The organism is Streptomyces sp. NPDC045021 (genome assembly GCF_056432645.1).
This window is the reverse complement of the sequence record NZ_JBWKIQ010000001.1, coordinates 1,055,844-1,072,825: the sequence shown is the minus strand read 5'-3', so window position 1 is coordinate 1,072,825 and position 16,982 is coordinate 1,055,844. Positions and strand designations below refer to the sequence as shown.

13 protein-coding genes are annotated in these 16,982 nt (G+C 69.7%); 4 read left to right on the top strand and 9 right to left on the bottom strand.

Features of this window, described 5'->3' with window-relative positions:
* Positions 1–53: 53 nt before the first annotated feature.
* The gene (locus tag AC07DC_RS04740; protein WP_478911817.1) at positions 54–2,090 is read left to right on the top strand and encodes a S8 family serine peptidase; all 2,037 of its coding nucleotides are present in this window, start codon (positions 54–56) and stop codon (positions 2,088–2,090) included.
* A gap of 74 nt (positions 2,091–2,164) precedes the next feature.
* Here the strand turns inward: AC07DC_RS04740 and AC07DC_RS04735 are convergent, their stop codons facing one another.
* The 4 genes from AC07DC_RS04735 to AC07DC_RS04720 all read right to left on the bottom strand — a co-directional run bounded on the left by AC07DC_RS04735 (position 2,165) and on the right by AC07DC_RS04720 (position 7,162).
* Positions 2,165–3,649 (bottom strand): alpha/beta fold hydrolase, encoded by a 1,485-nt coding sequence (locus AC07DC_RS04735; RefSeq protein WP_478911815.1) that lies wholly within the window; start codon positions 3,647–3,649, stop codon positions 2,165–2,167.
* 88 nt (positions 3,650–3,737) lie between these two features.
* Complete coding sequence (locus AC07DC_RS04730; RefSeq protein WP_478911813.1) at positions 3,738–5,102, bottom strand: carotenoid oxygenase family protein; 1,365 nt, start codon at positions 5,100–5,102, stop codon at positions 3,738–3,740.
* A gap of 43 nt (positions 5,103–5,145) precedes the next feature.
* The gene (locus AC07DC_RS04725) at positions 5,146–5,586 is read right to left on the bottom strand and encodes an SRPBCC family protein (protein WP_478911811.1); all 441 of its coding nucleotides are present in this window, start codon (positions 5,584–5,586) and stop codon (positions 5,146–5,148) included.
* A gap of 85 nt (positions 5,587–5,671) precedes the next feature.
* Positions 5,672–7,162, bottom strand: a complete 1,491-nt coding sequence (locus AC07DC_RS04720; protein ID WP_478911809.1) for an MFS transporter — start codon at positions 7,160–7,162, stop codon at positions 5,672–5,674.
* Positions 7,163–7,414: 252 nt separating this feature from the next.
* On the opposite strand from AC07DC_RS04720, the gene AC07DC_RS04715 reads away from it, so the two are divergent.
* Positions 7,415–8,806 (top strand): cytochrome P450, cyclodipeptide synthase-associated, encoded by a 1,392-nt coding sequence (locus AC07DC_RS04715; RefSeq protein WP_478911807.1) that lies wholly within the window; start codon positions 7,415–7,417, stop codon positions 8,804–8,806.
* On the top strand, positions 8,782–10,791 hold the full coding sequence (locus tag AC07DC_RS04710) for a sigma-70 RNA polymerase sigma factor region 4 domain-containing protein (protein ID WP_478911805.1): 2,010 nt from the start codon (positions 8,782–8,784) through the stop codon (positions 10,789–10,791). The genes AC07DC_RS04715 and AC07DC_RS04710 overlap by 25 nt, the downstream gene beginning before the upstream one ends.
* Positions 10,792–10,848: 57 nt before the next feature.
* Here the strand turns inward: AC07DC_RS04710 and AC07DC_RS04705 are convergent, their stop codons facing one another.
* From AC07DC_RS04705 to AC07DC_RS04685, 5 genes are all read right to left on the bottom strand, one after another.
* On the bottom strand, positions 10,849–11,250 hold the full coding sequence (locus tag AC07DC_RS04705; protein WP_478911803.1) for a DUF4234 domain-containing protein: 402 nt from the start codon (positions 11,248–11,250) through the stop codon (positions 10,849–10,851).
* A gap of 211 nt (positions 11,251–11,461) precedes the next feature.
* On the bottom strand, positions 11,462–12,394 hold the full coding sequence (locus AC07DC_RS04700; RefSeq protein WP_478911801.1) for an amino acid ABC transporter permease: 933 nt from the start codon (positions 12,392–12,394) through the stop codon (positions 11,462–11,464).
* A complete protein-coding gene (locus AC07DC_RS04695) occupies positions 12,391–13,056 on the bottom strand; it encodes an amino acid ABC transporter permease (RefSeq protein WP_478911799.1) in 666 nt (221 codons plus the stop codon). The genes AC07DC_RS04700 and AC07DC_RS04695 overlap by 4 nt, the downstream gene beginning before the upstream one ends.
* 78 nt (positions 13,057–13,134) lie before the next feature.
* Positions 13,135–13,962 (bottom strand): glutamate ABC transporter substrate-binding protein, encoded by an 828-nt coding sequence (locus tag AC07DC_RS04690; RefSeq protein ID WP_478911798.1) that lies wholly within the window; start codon positions 13,960–13,962, stop codon positions 13,135–13,137.
* Between the two features lie 40 nt (positions 13,963–14,002).
* The gene (locus AC07DC_RS04685) at positions 14,003–14,782 is read right to left on the bottom strand and encodes an amino acid ABC transporter ATP-binding protein (RefSeq protein WP_478912610.1); all 780 of its coding nucleotides are present in this window, start codon (positions 14,780–14,782) and stop codon (positions 14,003–14,005) included.
* A gap of 547 nt (positions 14,783–15,329) precedes the next feature.
* Between AC07DC_RS04685 and AC07DC_RS04680 the strand changes: the two genes are divergently transcribed.
* Entirely contained in the window at positions 15,330–16,946 is a 1,617-nt protein-coding gene (locus AC07DC_RS04680; RefSeq protein WP_478911796.1) for a sensor histidine kinase, read from the top strand.
* Positions 16,947–16,982: the final 36 nt, after the last annotated feature.

The window sequence follows — 16,982 nt, the reverse complement described above, 5'->3', positions numbered from 1 at the left end:
GGGGCGCCACGGCTGCCCGGTGCGCGCCTTCCCCAACCCTCCGGGAGTTCGGCATGGCCCGTATCACCATCAACGGCGTCACGGTGGACCCGCTGGTCCAGGCTGACGAGCTGGTCACCGCATCCCTGACATCCGCGGACGCCTCCGCCTCGAACTACCTGCTCGTCCAGACCACGCACCCACCCACGGCCGAGGAGAAGGAACAACTCGCGGCGCACGGGGTAGTGGTCCACGAGTACGTTCCGGAGGACACCTACCTGTGCGGCTACCGGGCCACGGACCTGGACGCTGTGCGCGCACTGCCGTTCGTGGCCTGGGCGGACGTCTACTTCAACGGCTTCAAGATCGGCCGGTCGCTGCAGTCCGCCCGGCTGCGTTCGAGCGTCGCCGTGCTGGCCGATCCCCTGGAGGCGGCGGGTGACGGGACCCGCACCGTCGACATCGTCCTGCACGAGGACGTCGATGCGAGCGTGGACGGCGTACGGGACCGGATCGCGGCGGCGACCGGAGCCAGCCCCGGCGACGTACAGCCCAGCCGGGGCAAGGTGCGTATGACGATCCGCAGGGAGGACCTGCCCGCACTTGCCGCGCTCGACGAGGTGAAGGAGATCGAGGACGTCCCGGAGCGGGTGCTGTACAACACCGTCGCGGGGACGCTGATGCACGCCCACGTGTCCCTCAACGGTACGAAGTTCCAGGGTGAGGGCCAGATCGTGTGCGTCGCCGACACCGGCTTCGATCAGGGGTCGACCACCGATGTGCACCCGGCCTTCGCCGGCCGGGTCAAGCGCCTGGTCGCCCTGGGACGCACGAGCCCGGCGCGGGCGGACGACCCCGCCGGGCACGGTACCCACGTGGCGGGCTCGGTCCTCGGCGACGGGACGTCGCAGTCCATGGGCGGCGCCATCACCGGTACGGCGCCCAAGGCGCGACTGGTCCTCCAGTCCGTGATGGCCGAGAACGGAAAGCTCGCCGGCATCCCGCACAACCTGCTCGACCTGTTCGAGCCGCCCTTTCTGGAGGACGAGGTACGGATCCACACCAACTCGTGGGGCCCGGTCACCCCAGGGCTTCCGTACGGCCCGGCCGCAGGCGAGGCCGATCAGATGGTCTGGGACCACAAGGACTTCGTCATCTGTTTCGCCGCGGGCAACGACGGCACGGACCGGGACGGGGACGGGCGCATCAACCTGAGGTCCGTCAGCGGCGAGACGGGAGCCAAGAACGTCATCACCGTCGGTGCCAGCGAAGGCAACCGCCCCGAGATCCCGTTCACCTACGATGGCAGGCTGCTCAACGGACCGACCAGGTTCCCCGCCTCGCCGATCCACGGGGACAAGATGGCGGACAACCCCGCCGGGATGGCGGCCTTCAGCAGCCGCGGTCCGACCGCGGAGGGCCGGTTCAAGCCCGATGTCGTCGCCCCCGGCACGTCGATCCTGTCGACGCGCTCGCGGGTGGCACCCGACCACCAGAGCTTCGGCGTCTCCACAGACCCCGCGTTCATGTTCGACAGCGGCACCAGCATGGCCACCCCGCTGGTCGCCGGCTGTGTGGCGGTGCTGCGCGAGACGCTGGTGAAGAACGGCACCCCGAAACCGAGCGCCGCGCTCATCAAGGCCATGCTGATCAACGGTGCCGATGAGCTCGAAGGCCAGTACGTCCCCACCGAGGCGGGCCCTTCCCCGAACAACAACTCCGGCTTCGGCATCGTCAACCTCCAGCGCGCCGTCGTCCTCCCGACCGATGGCGACCGGGCGGGCTTCACCGACGCCGAGGAGCTGAACCAGGGAGAGGAACGCGAGTTCCGCATCTCCGTTCCGGAGGGGGCGGGCCACACCCTGAAGATCACCCTCGTGTGGACGGACCCACCCGGGGCGAGCCTGCAGAACGACCTCGATCTGATCGTCCGCGCAGGCGGTCAGGAACGCCACGGCAACATGGGCACGGATCCCGGTTTCGACCGTCTCAACAACGTCGAGCAGGTCCACTGGCGGGACATCCCCGCCGGGGAGGCCGAGGTCGTCGTCCGCGCCCACCGGATCACCCGGTTCGCCCAGCCCTACGCCGTCGCCTGGCGCATTCTCTGACGCGAGAGTCACCAAGGGCCGGGCACGGTCGTTCAACCCTCACCGTGCCCGGCGAAGTGGCCCGGTGCTGCTTCTCAGGTGGTGCAGATGCGGCCGGGGGCGGGCAGGGCGCGGGTGGTCAGGTAGCGGTTGGTGGCCTCCTGGACGCACTTGGAGACCAGGAACATGCTGTAGTCGTCGCCTTCGTGGCCGAGGACGACGCTGCCGGGCAGCTGGGCGGCCATGGCCGCGCCCGCGCGGTACGGGGCGAGGGCCTGGTGGGTGGACTGGACGATCAGTGCGGGCGGTGCGCCGTGGACCGGGGTACCCGCCGTGACGGGCTCGGCCGGGGTGGGCCAGCCGAGGCAGCCGACAACGGCGTTGTAGGAGCGCACGGCGCCGCCGAGATGCGGGGAGACTCGGGCGAGTTCAGTCCGCAGCTGGGTGAGCTGGGCGAGGGTCTGCACCGGGCGGGCGTTGTCGAGACAGGCGGGCACCTGTACCTGGACCGGGTCGAGGGTGTCGTCCGGGTCGTGGGTGAAGTCCTTCGCGTCGCCGCCCTGGGCGTTGACGATGGCCTTCGCCAGTTCCGGCCAGGTCGGACCGGACAGACCACCCAGGAAGTCCTGGGTGGTCTCGCGGATGTCTTCACCCGTCAGCGGCTCATGCGCCGCGTTCCCGGTCGGGATCGGGTCGCGGTCGGCACGGGCGACGAGGGCGTCGTACTCGGCCGCGACGTCCTTGCCGTGCAGGGCGCAGTCCTTCGACGTGGTGCACCAGGCGGTGAAGCGGTTGAAGGCCGTCTCGGCGGTGGCCGCCTCCTGGGTGACCCGCGAGAGAGGCGAGCCGGTGTCGTCCAGGGCTGTGTCGAGGACCATGGTGCGCAGTCTGCCGGGGTAGAGCTTGGCGTAGGTGCGTCCGAGGAGGGTGCTGTAGTGGATGCCGTACCAGTTCAGTTGCTGTTCGCCCAGTCCGATCCGGACTGCCTCGAAGTCCCGCGCGGTGCTGGTCTGGTCGACGTGGGCGATGAGCGGGCCGTTGCGGCGCAGGCAGTCTTCGGCGAAGGTCCGGTTGTGGGACACGAGCGCGTTGAACGCGGTCTGGTCCTGCGGGAAGTGGCTGACTCCGGCGGGCTTGAGCGGTTCCGCGCAGCGGATCGGCGTGCTGTGCCCGACTCCGCGCGGGTCCACCGCGACCAGGTCGAAGTTCTGGGTCATGGCGCCGGCGAAGGACGGCATGTGGATGTGCATCGCCAGTCGCAGCTGCTCGATGGAGGAGCCGCCGGCTCCGTCGTTGAGGAGCAGGGTGCCCTGGCGGTGGGCCCGGTCGTCCGCCGGGCGGCGGACCAGGGCGAGGGTGGTGCTGTCGGCGCGGGGGTGGGACCAGTCCACCGGTACCTGGATCGATCCGCACTGCATGTGCTGGAAGTCGGTGTCGGCGCAGGCGTGCCAGTCGATGCCATGGGCGGGGGTCCGGTGGTCGGCGTCCTCGGTCTGCGCGAGCGCCGGTACGGCGATGGTGGCTACGAGCGCCGCGAGGGCGGCGGCGATCCAGCCTACGTTCTTCCGGTTTCTTGTCATATCGACTTTCCTTGGTCGTGCGCCTCGGCCTGTGCGGGTTCGAGACGTTGTTGCGGGAGTTGCTCGGGCTGCTCCGGGAGGACGGGCGTCAGCCTTCGCTTCCGTCCAGGGCGGTGTCGGGGATCCAGGAGCCGTGAATGCCGGCGGTCACGCGGCGGGGCAGGTGGACGGTGGAGATCCGGTCGAGGCCGGAGGCGTCCAGGACCAGTAGTTGTGAGGCGTCCTGCTTGAGGTCGGAGACGACGGTGAGCAGATAGCCGTCGTCCTCATTGGTGGCGCCGGCCGCGGGGACGAACACCGCCTCGCTGGGCAGCCGGGCGTCGCCGACCTGGTGGATGCGGCGGGCGCCGGTGGTGCGGTCGTACTTGACGACGCCGTAGCCGCCGAAGCCTTCCTGGTCCGGGAAGGACACCGCGTACTGATAGCGGTGCTCGGCGCCCAGGTACTCCTCGTTGAGGGTCGGGAACTCCACCGCGAGGTCGTCGATGATCTGCTCGTCGACGGTGCCGGCCGTCGGGTCTATCACCCAGCGCCGGGTGTAGGAGCGGGTGTTGGGCTCGGTGCCGCGCCCGGGCGCGCCGACCCACCAGTTCCAGGAGAGCTGGAACCCCTCGCGGTCCACGGTGGGGCCTTCCAGAACGATGCGTCCCTGGCCGTCCTCATAGGCGTTGGCCGCGTGCAGCATGTTGCCGGGTTCGATGGAGAACCAGCGGATGTGCCCGGCGCCGTCGGCACCGCGGGGCATGACGCCGATACGGGAAGGCTGCTGATCGCTCCAGCCGTACGGGATGCCGGAGTGCTCGGCGGGGTCGAAGGTGACGTTGCCCTCGATGAAGACCACGTGGTGGCGGGTGATGGCGAAGTCGTGCTTGAGCGAGGCGGTCGCTCCCGGGATCTCGGCGCTGTGGACGATCTCACCCTTGGCATCGGCGACGTAGTACATCAGGTGGGGCGGGAACGGCGAGGAGCCGAAGAAGTGGAGCTCTCCGGTCACCGGATCGACCTTGGGGTGCGCGGTCATGGCGGTGTTCAGCCGACCGTTGAAGTCATGGGCGCCGACCGTCTCCAGGTCCCGGGTGAGCTCGAAGGGAAGGTTGGCCTCGCAGAGGGCCAGCAGGCGGCCGGCGTGCTCGATGACGTGGGTGCCGGCGGTGCTCGCGGTCAGGTCGGGCCCCCGGTCGGTCATGTAGGGGGCGCCGTCGAGGGCGGGGGTGTGCACCCAGCGGTTGCGGTACCACTCGGCGCGCCCCTCGCGGAGCCGGATGCCGTGGACCATCCCGCTCCCCTTGAACCAGTGGGTCGGAGTGATGCCGGGCTTGGGGTTGTGGCTGTTGCGGATCAGCCGGCCGGTCAGCTCGGGGGGCAGCGAGCCTTCGACGGTGAGTCCGGTGGCGGTGACCTCGTCGGCGACGGGGGAGTAGTGGCCGGTCAGGTAGGGCTTCGCAGCAGTCATGGCAGGAATCTCCTTCGGAGGGAGTGAGATGAGATGGTTTTGGTCAGACGGCTTGTTCGGCACGGGCCTTGAGGTGGGAGAGCCAGCTCTCCAGGGAGTCGTGGAGGGCCTTGCCGAGGTGGTCGGCCGCGGCTTCGACCGGGGCGCCGCTCCAGGACTCCTCGGTGCGGACGGTGACGTGGTCGCCGACCTGCTCGAATGTCCACACGTGGATGCCGGTGATGCCGTCGACGGGGCCGCCCCACACGATCCGCTCGTCGGGGACCAGCTCGTGCACAGTGGAGGTGATCTCCAGGCCGTGGGTTCGCCAGCTGAAGGAGTTGCCGGGCATCACGGGGCCGTTGAGTTCGGCCCGGTCGATGTCCGTGTTCCAGGTGGGCCAGGCCGCGATGTCGGTGTGCAGCTCCCACACCCTCGCGAGCGGGGCGTTGATCTCGGTGCTGAGGCGGGCAATGACGGGGGCGGTCTCGTCGATGGTGAACATGACTGCGGGTACCTCTCTCTGGATGACATGTTTCGGTGGCGCGGCTGATCCATCGGTTCAGCCGGATTCAGGAGATTGAGAAGATTCAGGCGATTCGGGCGGGTTGCGGGTCGGCAGCCGGGCCGGTGGCGGCGGTGGCAGTGGTTGCGGTCCGCGGGCTGGTGCGGCGGGTGAGGATCAGCGCGAGGAGGGCTGTTGCGGCCAGGACCGCGGCCGAGACCGTGAAAGCGGCGCGGTAGCCGGCGGTGAGGGCTTCCAGATGGGGCTGGTGGGTGGACGCGTGGGCGGTGACGGAGCCGGCCAGGGTGGCCAGTGCGGCGAGGCCGATCGCACCGCCGACCTGGCGGGTGGTGTTCACCAGTCCACCAGCCAGCCCCGCGTCCTGTTGCGGGACCCCGTCCACGGCGAATGCGGTGAGCTGGACGAAGGCGATGCTCAGGCCGAGGCCGATCAGGATGCTCGGACCGAGGATGTCGGCGACGTAGCTCCCGTCGGCGCTGATCCGTGACAGCCACAGCAGCCCGGCGGCCTCGGTGAGCAGGGCCGCGGTCACGGTCGCGGTGCCGCCGATGCGCCGGGAGATGCGGGGCGACACTGCGGCGCCGAGCATATTGGCCCCTGCGAGGGGGAGTTGGCCCGCACCGGTGACCAAGGGAGTCGATCCGAGGACCAGTTGCTGGTAGAGCGGCAGGAAGAAGAACAGGGCGATCCACACGGATCCCAGCAGCGCCATCAGCAGGTTGCCCGCCGCGACCCGGCCGGTGGTGAGCAGTCGCGGTGAGATCAGCGCGTCGGGTCGGCGAAGCTCGATCAGAGCGAAGGCCGCGAGCAACGCGGCGGCGCCGAAGAGAGCGCCGAGCACCCGGACGTCCGTCCAGCCGGCGCCGCGTGCGGTCGTCAGCCCCCAGACCAGGCAGGTCAGGGCGAGTGTGACGGTGGCGGTGCCCAACACGTCGAACCGCCCGGCCTTCCGCCCGGCTGCCGCCCGTGGCACGAGGGCAACCACGGCGACCAGGACCAGCGCCGCCCCGAGTGCGACGGCGTAGAAGATCCATGGCCAGCCCCATGCCTGGGTGAGCACACCGCCCAGCAGGACACCGCCCGCCCCTCCCGCACCGGAGACCGCGCCCCACACCCCCAGCGCCCGGCCACGACCGGGGCCGGACGGGAACAGGTCCATCGTCAGCGCGAGCGCGGCCGGGGCGATGGCGGCGGCGCCGAGGCCCTGAACGGCGCGGGAGGCGATCAGCACGCCCGGGGAGGCCGCCACTCCTGCCACCAGCGAGGACACCGAGAACAGCATGAGGCCGGCGATCAGCACCCGGCGGCGCCCCAGCAGGTCGGCCGTCCGCCCGCCCGCCAGGAGCAGCGCCCCGAACGCCAGGCCGTAGGCGTTGACCACCCAGGTGGTGCCGCCGTCCGACAGGCCCACCCCGGCGCGGATCTGAGGCAGCGCCACGTTCACTATCGAGGTGGCGAGCATGACGGTGAACTGCGCTGCGGCGAGCGCCGCGAGCACGGCCGCCGGCCGAGGGGTGGGGGGCGACTGGCCCTCTTGTCTGCGTCGGAGGTTCATGACGCGAAGCCTCGTGCCGGGCGCTGTCCACTTTCCAGGCCCGGCAGGGGCGGCCACTGTCCACTCCTGTCCGCGCCTGTCCACCCGGTCCCACCGGTGCTTGTGGAACAGGACCTGACTGACCGGCCTCAGGCCCAGGGCTTCACGTCCCGGCGGATCTCCGGGCTATAGTCCACACACCAATCTCCATGGGTGGGTCGTCGTCGAGTCATCCTGGCGGGGCGCCCGTTCCCTCGAGAGGCCGACGTACCCATGGTTGATCCTCGCTTCAGCATCCTGTCCGAGGACTTCGCCGCCGCTCCCTACCGGCACTTCGCCCGGCTGAGAGAGCACTCACCGGTGCACTACGAGCCGGCCATCGACAGTTACTTCCTCTCCCGTCATCAGGACGTGAAGCGGGCCCTGACCGATCACGAGGCGTTCACCACCGAGACGCTCCAGGTGCGCGCGGAGCCGGTGATGCGCGGACCGGTCCTCGCCCAGATGACCGGGGCCGAGCACACCGCCAAGCGAAAGATCGTCGTCCGGGGCTTCACCGGGCAGGCCCTGCAGGACCAGATACGCGCCATCCACGCCAACGCCGCCGAGCTCGTCGCGCCCTTTCTTCCCCGGGGACGGATGGACCTCGTCAACGACTTCGGCAAGCCCTTCGCCGTCTACGTGACGCTCGACGTCCTCGGCCTGGACAAGCAGGACTGGCAGCAGGTCACCGCCTGGCTCAACGGGGTCGGCGAGTTCATCACCAGCATGGTCCTCACTCCCGAACGCCGTCGGCACTGTTTGGACTGCGCCGAGCAGTTGGAGGCCTACCTCGCCCCTGCCATCGAACGGCGGCGCCGCCACCCCGGCGAGGACCTGATATCGCAGCTGTGCACGGCCGAGTTCGACGGCATCGCCATGAGCGATCGGGACGTCACCGCGCTGGTCATCAACGTCCTGGTCGCCGCGATCGAGCCCGCCGACAAGACCCTCGGGCTGCTCTTCAAGCACCTGATCGACCACCCCGAGCAGATGGCGCAGGTCCGCCAGGACCCGGCCCTGCTGCCGGCCGCGATCGCTGAGACTCTGCGTTACACCCCGCCCGTCCAGCTCATTCCCCGCCAAGCGGAGCACGACGCCGTGTTCGCCGACACCGTCGTCCCGGCAGGCGCCACCGTCTTCTGCATGATCGGCGCGGCGAACCGCGACCCCGACGCCTTCAGCGCCCCGGACACCTTCGACATCCACCGCCCGGACCTGGGCACCGCTCGCTCTTTCACCGCAGCCGCCCAGCACCTGGCCTTCGGCACCGGACTCCACCAGTGCGTCGGTGCGGCCTTCGCTCGCGCCGAGATCGAGACCGTGGCCGCGCTGTTGCTCCCCCTGCTCGACCAGGTCCGCTACAGCCCCGGCTTCCTCTACCGGGAGACCGGCCTGTACACACGCGGTCCCGTCTCCCTGTCGCTGGACTTCACACCGGTCAACAAAGGCGCACCGGTCTACGAAGGCGCATCGGCCATGGCGGAACCCCGACCCTCGTCCCGGCCTCTACCAGGTCGGCCGGCGCCTGTCACCGCGGGGCTTGAAAGGGACTTCCGGACAGCGTTCTCCGGAACTGAGACGAGCGGAGGGGAGCCGCCATGGTCTCCATCGGAGAGCGACTGAGCAGCGCGCGAGTACAGGCCTTCGTCGGCCGGGACGATGAACTCGCGTGCTTCGAGAAGGCTCTGGCCGGCGATCCGCAGGCGCCGTTCGCGTTCTACGCGTTCGGGCCGGGCGGCATCGGGAAGTCGACGCTGCTGCGGCGGCTGGCGGACCACGCTCGTACGGCGGGCCGGCTGCTCGTCGAACTGGACGGGCGTTTCGTCGGCCGGGACCCGGCCGACTTCGAGCGAGCGGCCGGCCCGTTCCTCGACGTCGCCGGCACCGTCCTGTTCGTGGACTCCTTCGAACACTGCCAGTGGCTGGAGAGCTGGCTGTGGCACCACTTCCTGCCCCGCGCCGCGGACGGCGCCCTGGTCGTCCTGGGCGGTCGGCTCGCGCCGCAGCCGCAGTGGAGCGCCGACCCCGCCTGGGCCGGGCTCCTGCACGTGACCGAATTGGAGCCGTTCTCCGAGGAGCAGGCCCGGAGCCTGCTGGTCGCCGCGCGAATCCGGCCCGAACTGCGAAATCTGGTGCTCCGCTTCGCCGGAGGCAACCCACTGGCCCTGTCCCTCGCGGCGGCAGCGGATTCGACGGGCTGGAGCAGGGAGGAGATCTGGGCGCCGTCGGCCGACGTCCTGCGCACCCTCTTGGCGGGGCTGATCGGAGAGGTGCCGACGGCGGCTCACCGCCGTGCCCTGGAGGTGGTGGCTCAGGCCCATTCGACCTCCGAGGAGCTGCTGGCCGCGGTGCTGCCCGAGGAGGACGCCCATCTGTTGTTCGGCTGGCTGAGGGACCTGCCCTTCATGGAGTCCACGCACCGAGGGCTCCACCCGCACGACGCCGCACGCGAGACCCTCGCCGCCGACCTGCGCTGGCGGGCGCCCAACGCCTTCGTGACGATGCGCCGGCGGCTGGCGGACGAGTACCTGCGCCTGCTGCGCGAGGCACCCGAGGAGCGGGTCTGGACCGTCACCGACGAACTCTTCTACCTCTTCCGTGAGGTGGAGACCCTGGCACGACTGCGCAGCTGGTCCCGCGAGGACGAGGTGCACGACCGTCCGCTGCACCCGGACGACCTCGACGTCATACTGCGCATGGCCGCGGAGACCGAGGGCCCGGCCTCCGCGGATCTCGTCCGCTACTGGGCGCGGCGCCAGCCGCAGGCCTTCAGCGTCTACCGTCTGGTGAACACGGGCCGGATCGTGGCGTTCACGGCCCGACTCGCTCTGCCGGCCCCTCCCGATCCCCAGGAGCTGGCGACCGATCCGGTTGTCGCGGCCGCCTGGGAGTACACCGATGCCACGGCGCCGGTGAGCCCCGGCGACCACATCGGCATCAGCCGCTTCTCGATCTACCCCGAGCGGTACCAGGTCCCTTCGCGCGTCATCGACCTGAGCAGTTCCCGCGCCCAGGCGGAGGCCGCCCGCGCCCGCGGCCGCGCATACGGTTTCGCCGTCTGGCGCGACGCCGATGCCTGGGCCGAGCGCGTCAGGGGCACCCTCACCGACACCCGTGCGCGACCGCGGGTCGGCGAGCACACCTACGGGCTGTTCGGCGTCGACTGGCGCCAGGTGCCCGTCGAGGCATGGCTGCACCGCTTCATATCGGTCCCCGACCTGCCTGCCCAGCCCGGACCGTCGCACGGCTCGCGCACCGTGTTCGACCAGGCCGTGCGCGAAGCCCTCTCGTACTGGCGCGATCCGGGTGCCTTCGCCGCCTGCGCCCTGATGCGCGCCCGCCTGGTGGCCGACTCCGCCGACCCCGTCGAGGAGCTGCGCGCCTTGTTGCGTCAGGCCGTCGAGGAGCTCGCCGGCGACCCGCGCGGAGTGCGGGCCCGCGAAGCCCTGACGGCGAGTTACTTCTCCGGTGCGCCCACTCAGGAAGCCGCCGCCCGCCGCCTGGGCCTTCCCTACGGCACCTACCGGCGCCATCTGCGCCAGGGCCTGGACCTGCTGTGCGAGGCCCTGTGGGAGCGGGAGCTGCACGGCCCCCACAAGGCTTCGTAGCGCCAGGCGATACGACGCCGGCTGTCCGGGGCGTGATGAGTGTCCGCGGCGTGGGCGTCAGGCGGCCAGGGGGACGCGCTCGCCTTCCTCACGATTCCCGTAGTGGGCCCAGATACGGTTCATTTCCTGCTGGTAGTACAGCGGGTACAGGCCAAGGATGAACATGAGAATGAGGCCGATCCATGGATTGCAGGTCGGTTGCATCCCGGCCGAGCGCTGCATTTGCGCAATGCGCCCACCTGTGTTGTAGACCGACACGAACGGGGGCACGATCACGATCCAACCCACGGCGATGGCCAGAACCGCCAGCCCTGGCTGGACCTCGATGCGCTCATCGAAGTCGCGAGCTTCGCGGTTCACCTTGAAGTACCAGACCAGGTGATAAATGCCCAAGGTGATCAGCGGCCAGATGAGCCAGACGAGAAAGATGTTGCGAGTCTTGCCTACGCGGCCGGTCATGAGTACCTCCGCTTCGGTGAAGGCGGTGCACAGCGGCCCAGAGCAAGCTGCGACCGACGGGGCAGCTGCGGCCGCCCCTTCGTCCACTCGTTCCGCATGCATCCCTCAGAGGCGATGCATGGTCCTACCTGTCCAGTGCAGCACGACGGGTCCCATTGCGCGCGTCAGCGGGGCTGCCGGAGCTCCGGCAGCCCCCGGACCTGCGGTGGCGTCACTTGCCGGAGGTGCCGCCCGGGCCGCCGAGGTCGTCGTGGCTCACGTGTTCGCCCGGGGTCGCCAGTTTCTCCACCGCGTCTGCGCCGACCACCGCGCCGGTGGACCTCTTGCCGCGCCGGAGCCGGCCTTCCAGCCAGCTCGCGAAGGACGTGAGCGCGAAGTTCACCACGACGAAGACCATTGCGACGACGGTGAAGCTGGCGATGGTGTTCGCGCCGTAGTTCGCGCTCATCGGGCGGACCGATGCCAGTAGCTCGGAGAAGCCGAGCAGCGCACCACCCAATGCGGTGTCCTTCACGATGACCACCAGCTGGCTGACGATCGCCGGCAGCATCGCGGTGACCGACTGCGGCAGCAGCACGTAGCGCATGACCTGGTTCTTGCGCATGCCGATCGCCTTGGCCGCGTCGGTCTGGCCCCGGGGGAGGGACAGGATTCCGGCGCGTACGATCTCCGCGAGCACGGAGGCGTTGTAGAGGACGAGACCGGTGACCACGGCGTACAGCGGCCGGCTGTCGGTGCTGACTTCGGTGTACTCGGAGTACGCCGCGTTCGCGAAGAGCATCAGGATCAGCACCGGGATGGCACGGAAGAACTCGACGACGATGCCGGCCGCACCCCGTACCCACCAGTGGTCGGAGAGTCGGGCGATGCCGAACAGCGCTCCGAGCGGCAGCGCGATGACCATGGCGAGCGACGCGGCGATGAGCGTGTTCTCGAGCCCCGGCAGGAGGTACGTCTGCCACGCGCGGGAGTCCGTGAAGAAGGGCCGCCACTTGACCCATTCGAGCTGGTTCTTGTCGGCGAGGCTCCGGGCCACCCACCAGATCACGGCGGCGAGGGCGATCAGGAACACCACCGTGAGCAGCACGTTGTTCCGTTTGGCACGCGGCCCCGGGACGTCGTACAGGGTGGATGGCGGGCTCATCGCTTGACCGACACCTTCTTGCCCACCCAGCCGAGGAAGAGCCCGGTCGGGAGGGTGAGGCAGATGAAGCCGAACGCGAAGATGGCGGAGATGAGGATGAGCTGCGCCTCGTTCTCGATCATCTCCCGCATCAGCGCCGCGGCCTCGGCGACACCGATCGCGGCGGCCACCGTGGTGTTCTTCGTCAGGGCGATCAGCACGTTCGCCAGCGGACCCACCACGGAGCGGAAGGCCTGCGGCAGGACGATGAGCCGCAGCACCTGCGGGAAGTTCAGGCCGATGGCACGCGCCGCCTCCGTCTGACCGACCGGCACCGTGTTGATGCCGGACCGCAGCGCCTCGCAGACGAACGACGCGGTGTAGGCGATCAGACCGAGCACGGCGAGCCGGAAGTTGATCGTCGTGAAGTTGTCGGCGCCGAGGGTGACGCCGAGCGTCTGGAACAGGCCCAGTGAGGTGAAGACGATGATCACGGTGAGGGGGATGTTCCGGACCACGTTGACGTAGGCGGTACCGAAGCCGCGCATCAGGGGCACCGGGCTGACGCGCATGGCAGCGAGCACAGTTCCCCAGATCAGAGCGCCGATGGCGGAGTAGAAGGTGAGCTGCACCGTCACCCAGAAGGCCCCCAACAGGTTGTAGCCCTCAAGAAAGTCGAACACGGTCTCCCGGCCTCCCGCGTGGATGAAGGGCGAGGCGCGCCGCTTCGAGGGCGACGCGCCGTCCGTGGGTCAGCTGCTTCAGCTGACGATGACGCCGATCTTCGGTGCGGGCCCGCTCTGGAAGTTGGCCGGGCCGAAGTTTTTCTTGACGGCCGCGTCCCAGGAGCCGTCCTTGACCATCTTCTCCAGGGCGGTGTTGATCTGCGCCTTGAGAGCGCTGCCCTTCTGCACGCCGATGCCGTAGTTCTCATTGCTCAGCTTGAAGCCGCCGAGCTTGAACTTGCCCTTGAAGTCGGGCTGCGCGGCATAACCGGCGAGGATCACGTTGTCGGTGGTCAGAGCGTCGATGACCTTGTTCTCCAGGCCGGTCAGGCACTCCGAGTAGCCGCCGTACTCCTGCAGCTGGGCCTTCGGCGCGATCCTTGACTTGACGTTCTGCGCCGAGGTGGAGCCGGTGACCGAGCAGAGCTTCTTGTTGTTCAGGTCCTCGGGCTTCTTGATGGAGTCGTCGTCCGCCCGGATCAGGACGTCCTGGTGCGCCAGGAGGTAGGGGCCGGCGAAATCGACCTTCTCCTCGCGCTTGGGGGTGATCGAGTACGAGGCGGCGATGAAGTCGACGTCGCCGCGTTGCAGCAGCGTCTCGCGGTCGGCGCTCTTGGCTTCCTTCCACACGATGTCGCCCGGGTCATGGCCGAGTTCCTTGGCGACGTACGTGGCCACGTCGACGTCGAAGCCCGTGTACTTGCCGTCCGGGGTCTTCAGGCCGATGCCCGGCTGGTCGAACTTGATACCGACGGTGATCTTCTTGCCGCTGCTCGAGCCGCCGTTGTCGGAACTGCAGCCGGCGGCGGTCAGCGACAGGGCAAGCGCAGCGGCGGCCGCGACGGTGACCTTGCGAAGCTTCATGGTGATCATCCCTAGTGCTCACTGGTGCTCAGGAGTCCGGTCAGTGGTGAAGGATCTTCGAGAGGAAGTCCTTGGCCCGCTCGCTGCTCGGGTTGCTGAAGAACTGCTCCGGCGTCGTCTCTTCCATGATCCGGCCGTCCGCCATGAACACCACGCGGTTGGCGGCCGAACGGGCGAACCCCATCTCGTGGGTGACGACGACCATGGTCATTCCGTCCTGGGCGAGCTGCTGCATGACCTCCAGCACCTCGTTGATCATCTCGGGGTCGAGTGCGGAGGTCGGCTCGTCGAAGAGCATGATCTTCGGGTCCATGGCCAGCGCTCTGGCGATCGCGACGCGCTGCTGCTGGCCACCGGAGAGCTGCGCGGGGTACTTCTCCGCCTGGGAGGCGACACCCACCCGGTCGAGCAACTGGCGGGCCCGCTCATCGGCGGCCTTCTTGTCCTTCTTGCGGACCTTGACCTGGCCGAGCGTCACGTTCTGCAGCACGGTCTTGTGCGCGAAGAGGTTGAAGGACTGGAAGACCATGCCCACATCGGCCCGCAGCGCGGCCAGCTCGCGGCCCTCGGCGGGCAGCGGCTTGCCGTCGATGGCAATCTCGCCCGAATCGATGGTCTCCAGGCGGTTGATGGCGCGGCACAGCGTGGACTTCCCGCCCCCGGACGGCCCGATCACGACGACGACCTCGCCACGGGCGATGGTCAGGTCGATGTCCTGGAGGACGTGGAGCTCGCCGAAGTGCTTGTTGACGTTGCTCAGTACGACCAGATCGCCCGTGGCCGGGGTGGGAATCTCCTTGGTCACCCTTACTCCGCTCATCGGCTTCATGGTCCGTCCTCCGAAAGGAAGCCGCACGCCGAAAGTGGGGGTTTGGGACCATTCGAGGAGTTGACCAGCCCTGACCTGGGCGATCGGGAGCACACTGGGCCGGCGGATAGGGTACGTCAGGCTTGGGGGAGCGCTTGGGCCGTCGCGCGCCCTCCTGCTTCGAAACCGCGCGCCGGTGACGGCGCCGCGCCTCGGCCTCGGGCCGCCCTCGGCTCAGTTGGCGCCCAACACGCCGAATATGGGAGGGTGTTGAAGCTCCCTGGAGCACGGGAGGTTCGGCCCGGCGGGATGATGGTCCCGTGGGACGGAAGTGTCAACTCCTCCCACATGTGTGGCGAGCGGTTACTAGTGTGATGGTTGTTGCCAACCGGTCACCCTCCTTGTGCTGAGGACGTTGATGTCTGAACTCCCTTCATCCGGCGTGCGGTCCGATCATCGGGACAGTGGACGCCACGGCAGATCCCAGGCTCGCGGCCGCCGTTCCCCGGAGCGTGAGGGCCCCGGGCTGCGGTGGATCGCCGTGCTGCCCGCTGCGCTCATGGCTGTGCTCGGCGGTGGTGTCGCGGGCTGGCTGATGGTCGTGGAGCCGTCCAGGTCCTTAGCCGCCATGGTGTTCGCCGGGACCGCCGTCCTCGGCGGTGTGATCCTCGCGGTGGGTGCGGCCGCCGCGCTCTCCGCCGACCGTGCGGTGGACCGCCGGGTGCAGGAGGCCCGCGCGATCAACTCGCGCGGCTGGGAAGAGCTGCAGAGCCTGGTCGCGCAGGTGCGGCGGGGTGAAACCCCCGTGCCCTACGGCCCGGCGCCGGCCACCACGGCCGGCCGGGACCGCTTCACGGCCCTGACGGACGAGCTGCGCCAGGCGCAGTACGCCGCGTGCGCCGCGGTGGTCCAGGCGGCGGCCCTGCCGGTCGCTCCGGCCAGCGCTGCGGACCAGCAGGTCGTGGTGTTCGTCAACCTCGCCCGGCGGCTGCAGTCCCTGGTCCACCGGGGCATCCAGCTGCTGGATGAACTGGAACACCAGGTCGAGGACCCGGATCTGCTGCGCGGACTGTTCCAGGTCGACCACCTCGCCACCCGTATCCGCCGGCACGCGGAGAACGTCGCGGTGCTCGGCGGCGCGGTGTCGCGCCGCCAGTGGAGCAAGCCGGTGCCGTTGACGCAGGTCCTCCGGTCGGCCGTCGCGGAGGTGGAGCACTACGCCCGGGTCAAGCTGGTCCCGCCGATCGAGGGCGAACTCGACGGCCGGGCCGTGGCCGACGTCGTGCACCTGATCGCGGAGCTCATCGAGAACGCCACCACGTTCTCCCCTCCGGAGACCCAGGTACTGCTGCGCGCGCAGAAGGTCACGGCCGGTCTGGTCATCGAGGTCGAGGACCGCGGCCTGGGACTGGATCTGGCCGCTCAGGAGAACAACAACGCGCTGCTGGCCGACCCGGAGCGCATCGACCTGGACACGCTGCTGAAGGACGGCCGGATCGGGCTGTACGTCGTCGCCGTCCTCGCCCGCCGCCACGGCGTCACCGTCCAGCTGCGCAGCAACGTCTTCGGCGGGATCCAAGCCTTCGTCATCCTGCCGCACGCCCTGGTGGGAACGGAGCGCGCACAGGAGGAGCCGCCGGCGCGGGTCCAGGCACGGCCCGCGACGCACGCGGCGCCGGTGCCGGCGGTGCCTCCGGTACTGCCGGTGCTCCCGCAACGGCAGCCCGCGTCGTCCTCGCCGCGCCCCGGCATCGGCGCCACGGCAGGCCAGCACGCCGCCGTGGCGATCGACGCGGTACCCGTGCACAGCCGCCCCCCCGTGCCGGCCCGCTCCATGGAGAGCCGACGGCCGGTCCACCCCCAGCAGCCCGCCGAGATGCGGGCCGCCGTACCGGAGCCCGCCCGGGCGCCCGAGGCGTACCCCGTCTCCGGCGGATCCGCGGGAGAACCGACCGGCCGTCCCCCGGCCGGGGGAGAGCGACCTTCGTTGCCGCAGCGTCGCGGCCAGTCCCACCTCGCACCCCAGTTGCGGAACGGCCCCGCGCCCCGCAGCGACGACCAGGGCGGCGAGCCCGATCCGAACCTGATGGCCGCATTCCGCATCGGGGTACGTGAGTCCGAGGCCAACGCCGAGCAGCCCGACGGTCTGCCGGGCCGACCGGACACCACCCCCTGATCCTGCGTCACCTTCCCCGCAAGGAGTCCTTTCACC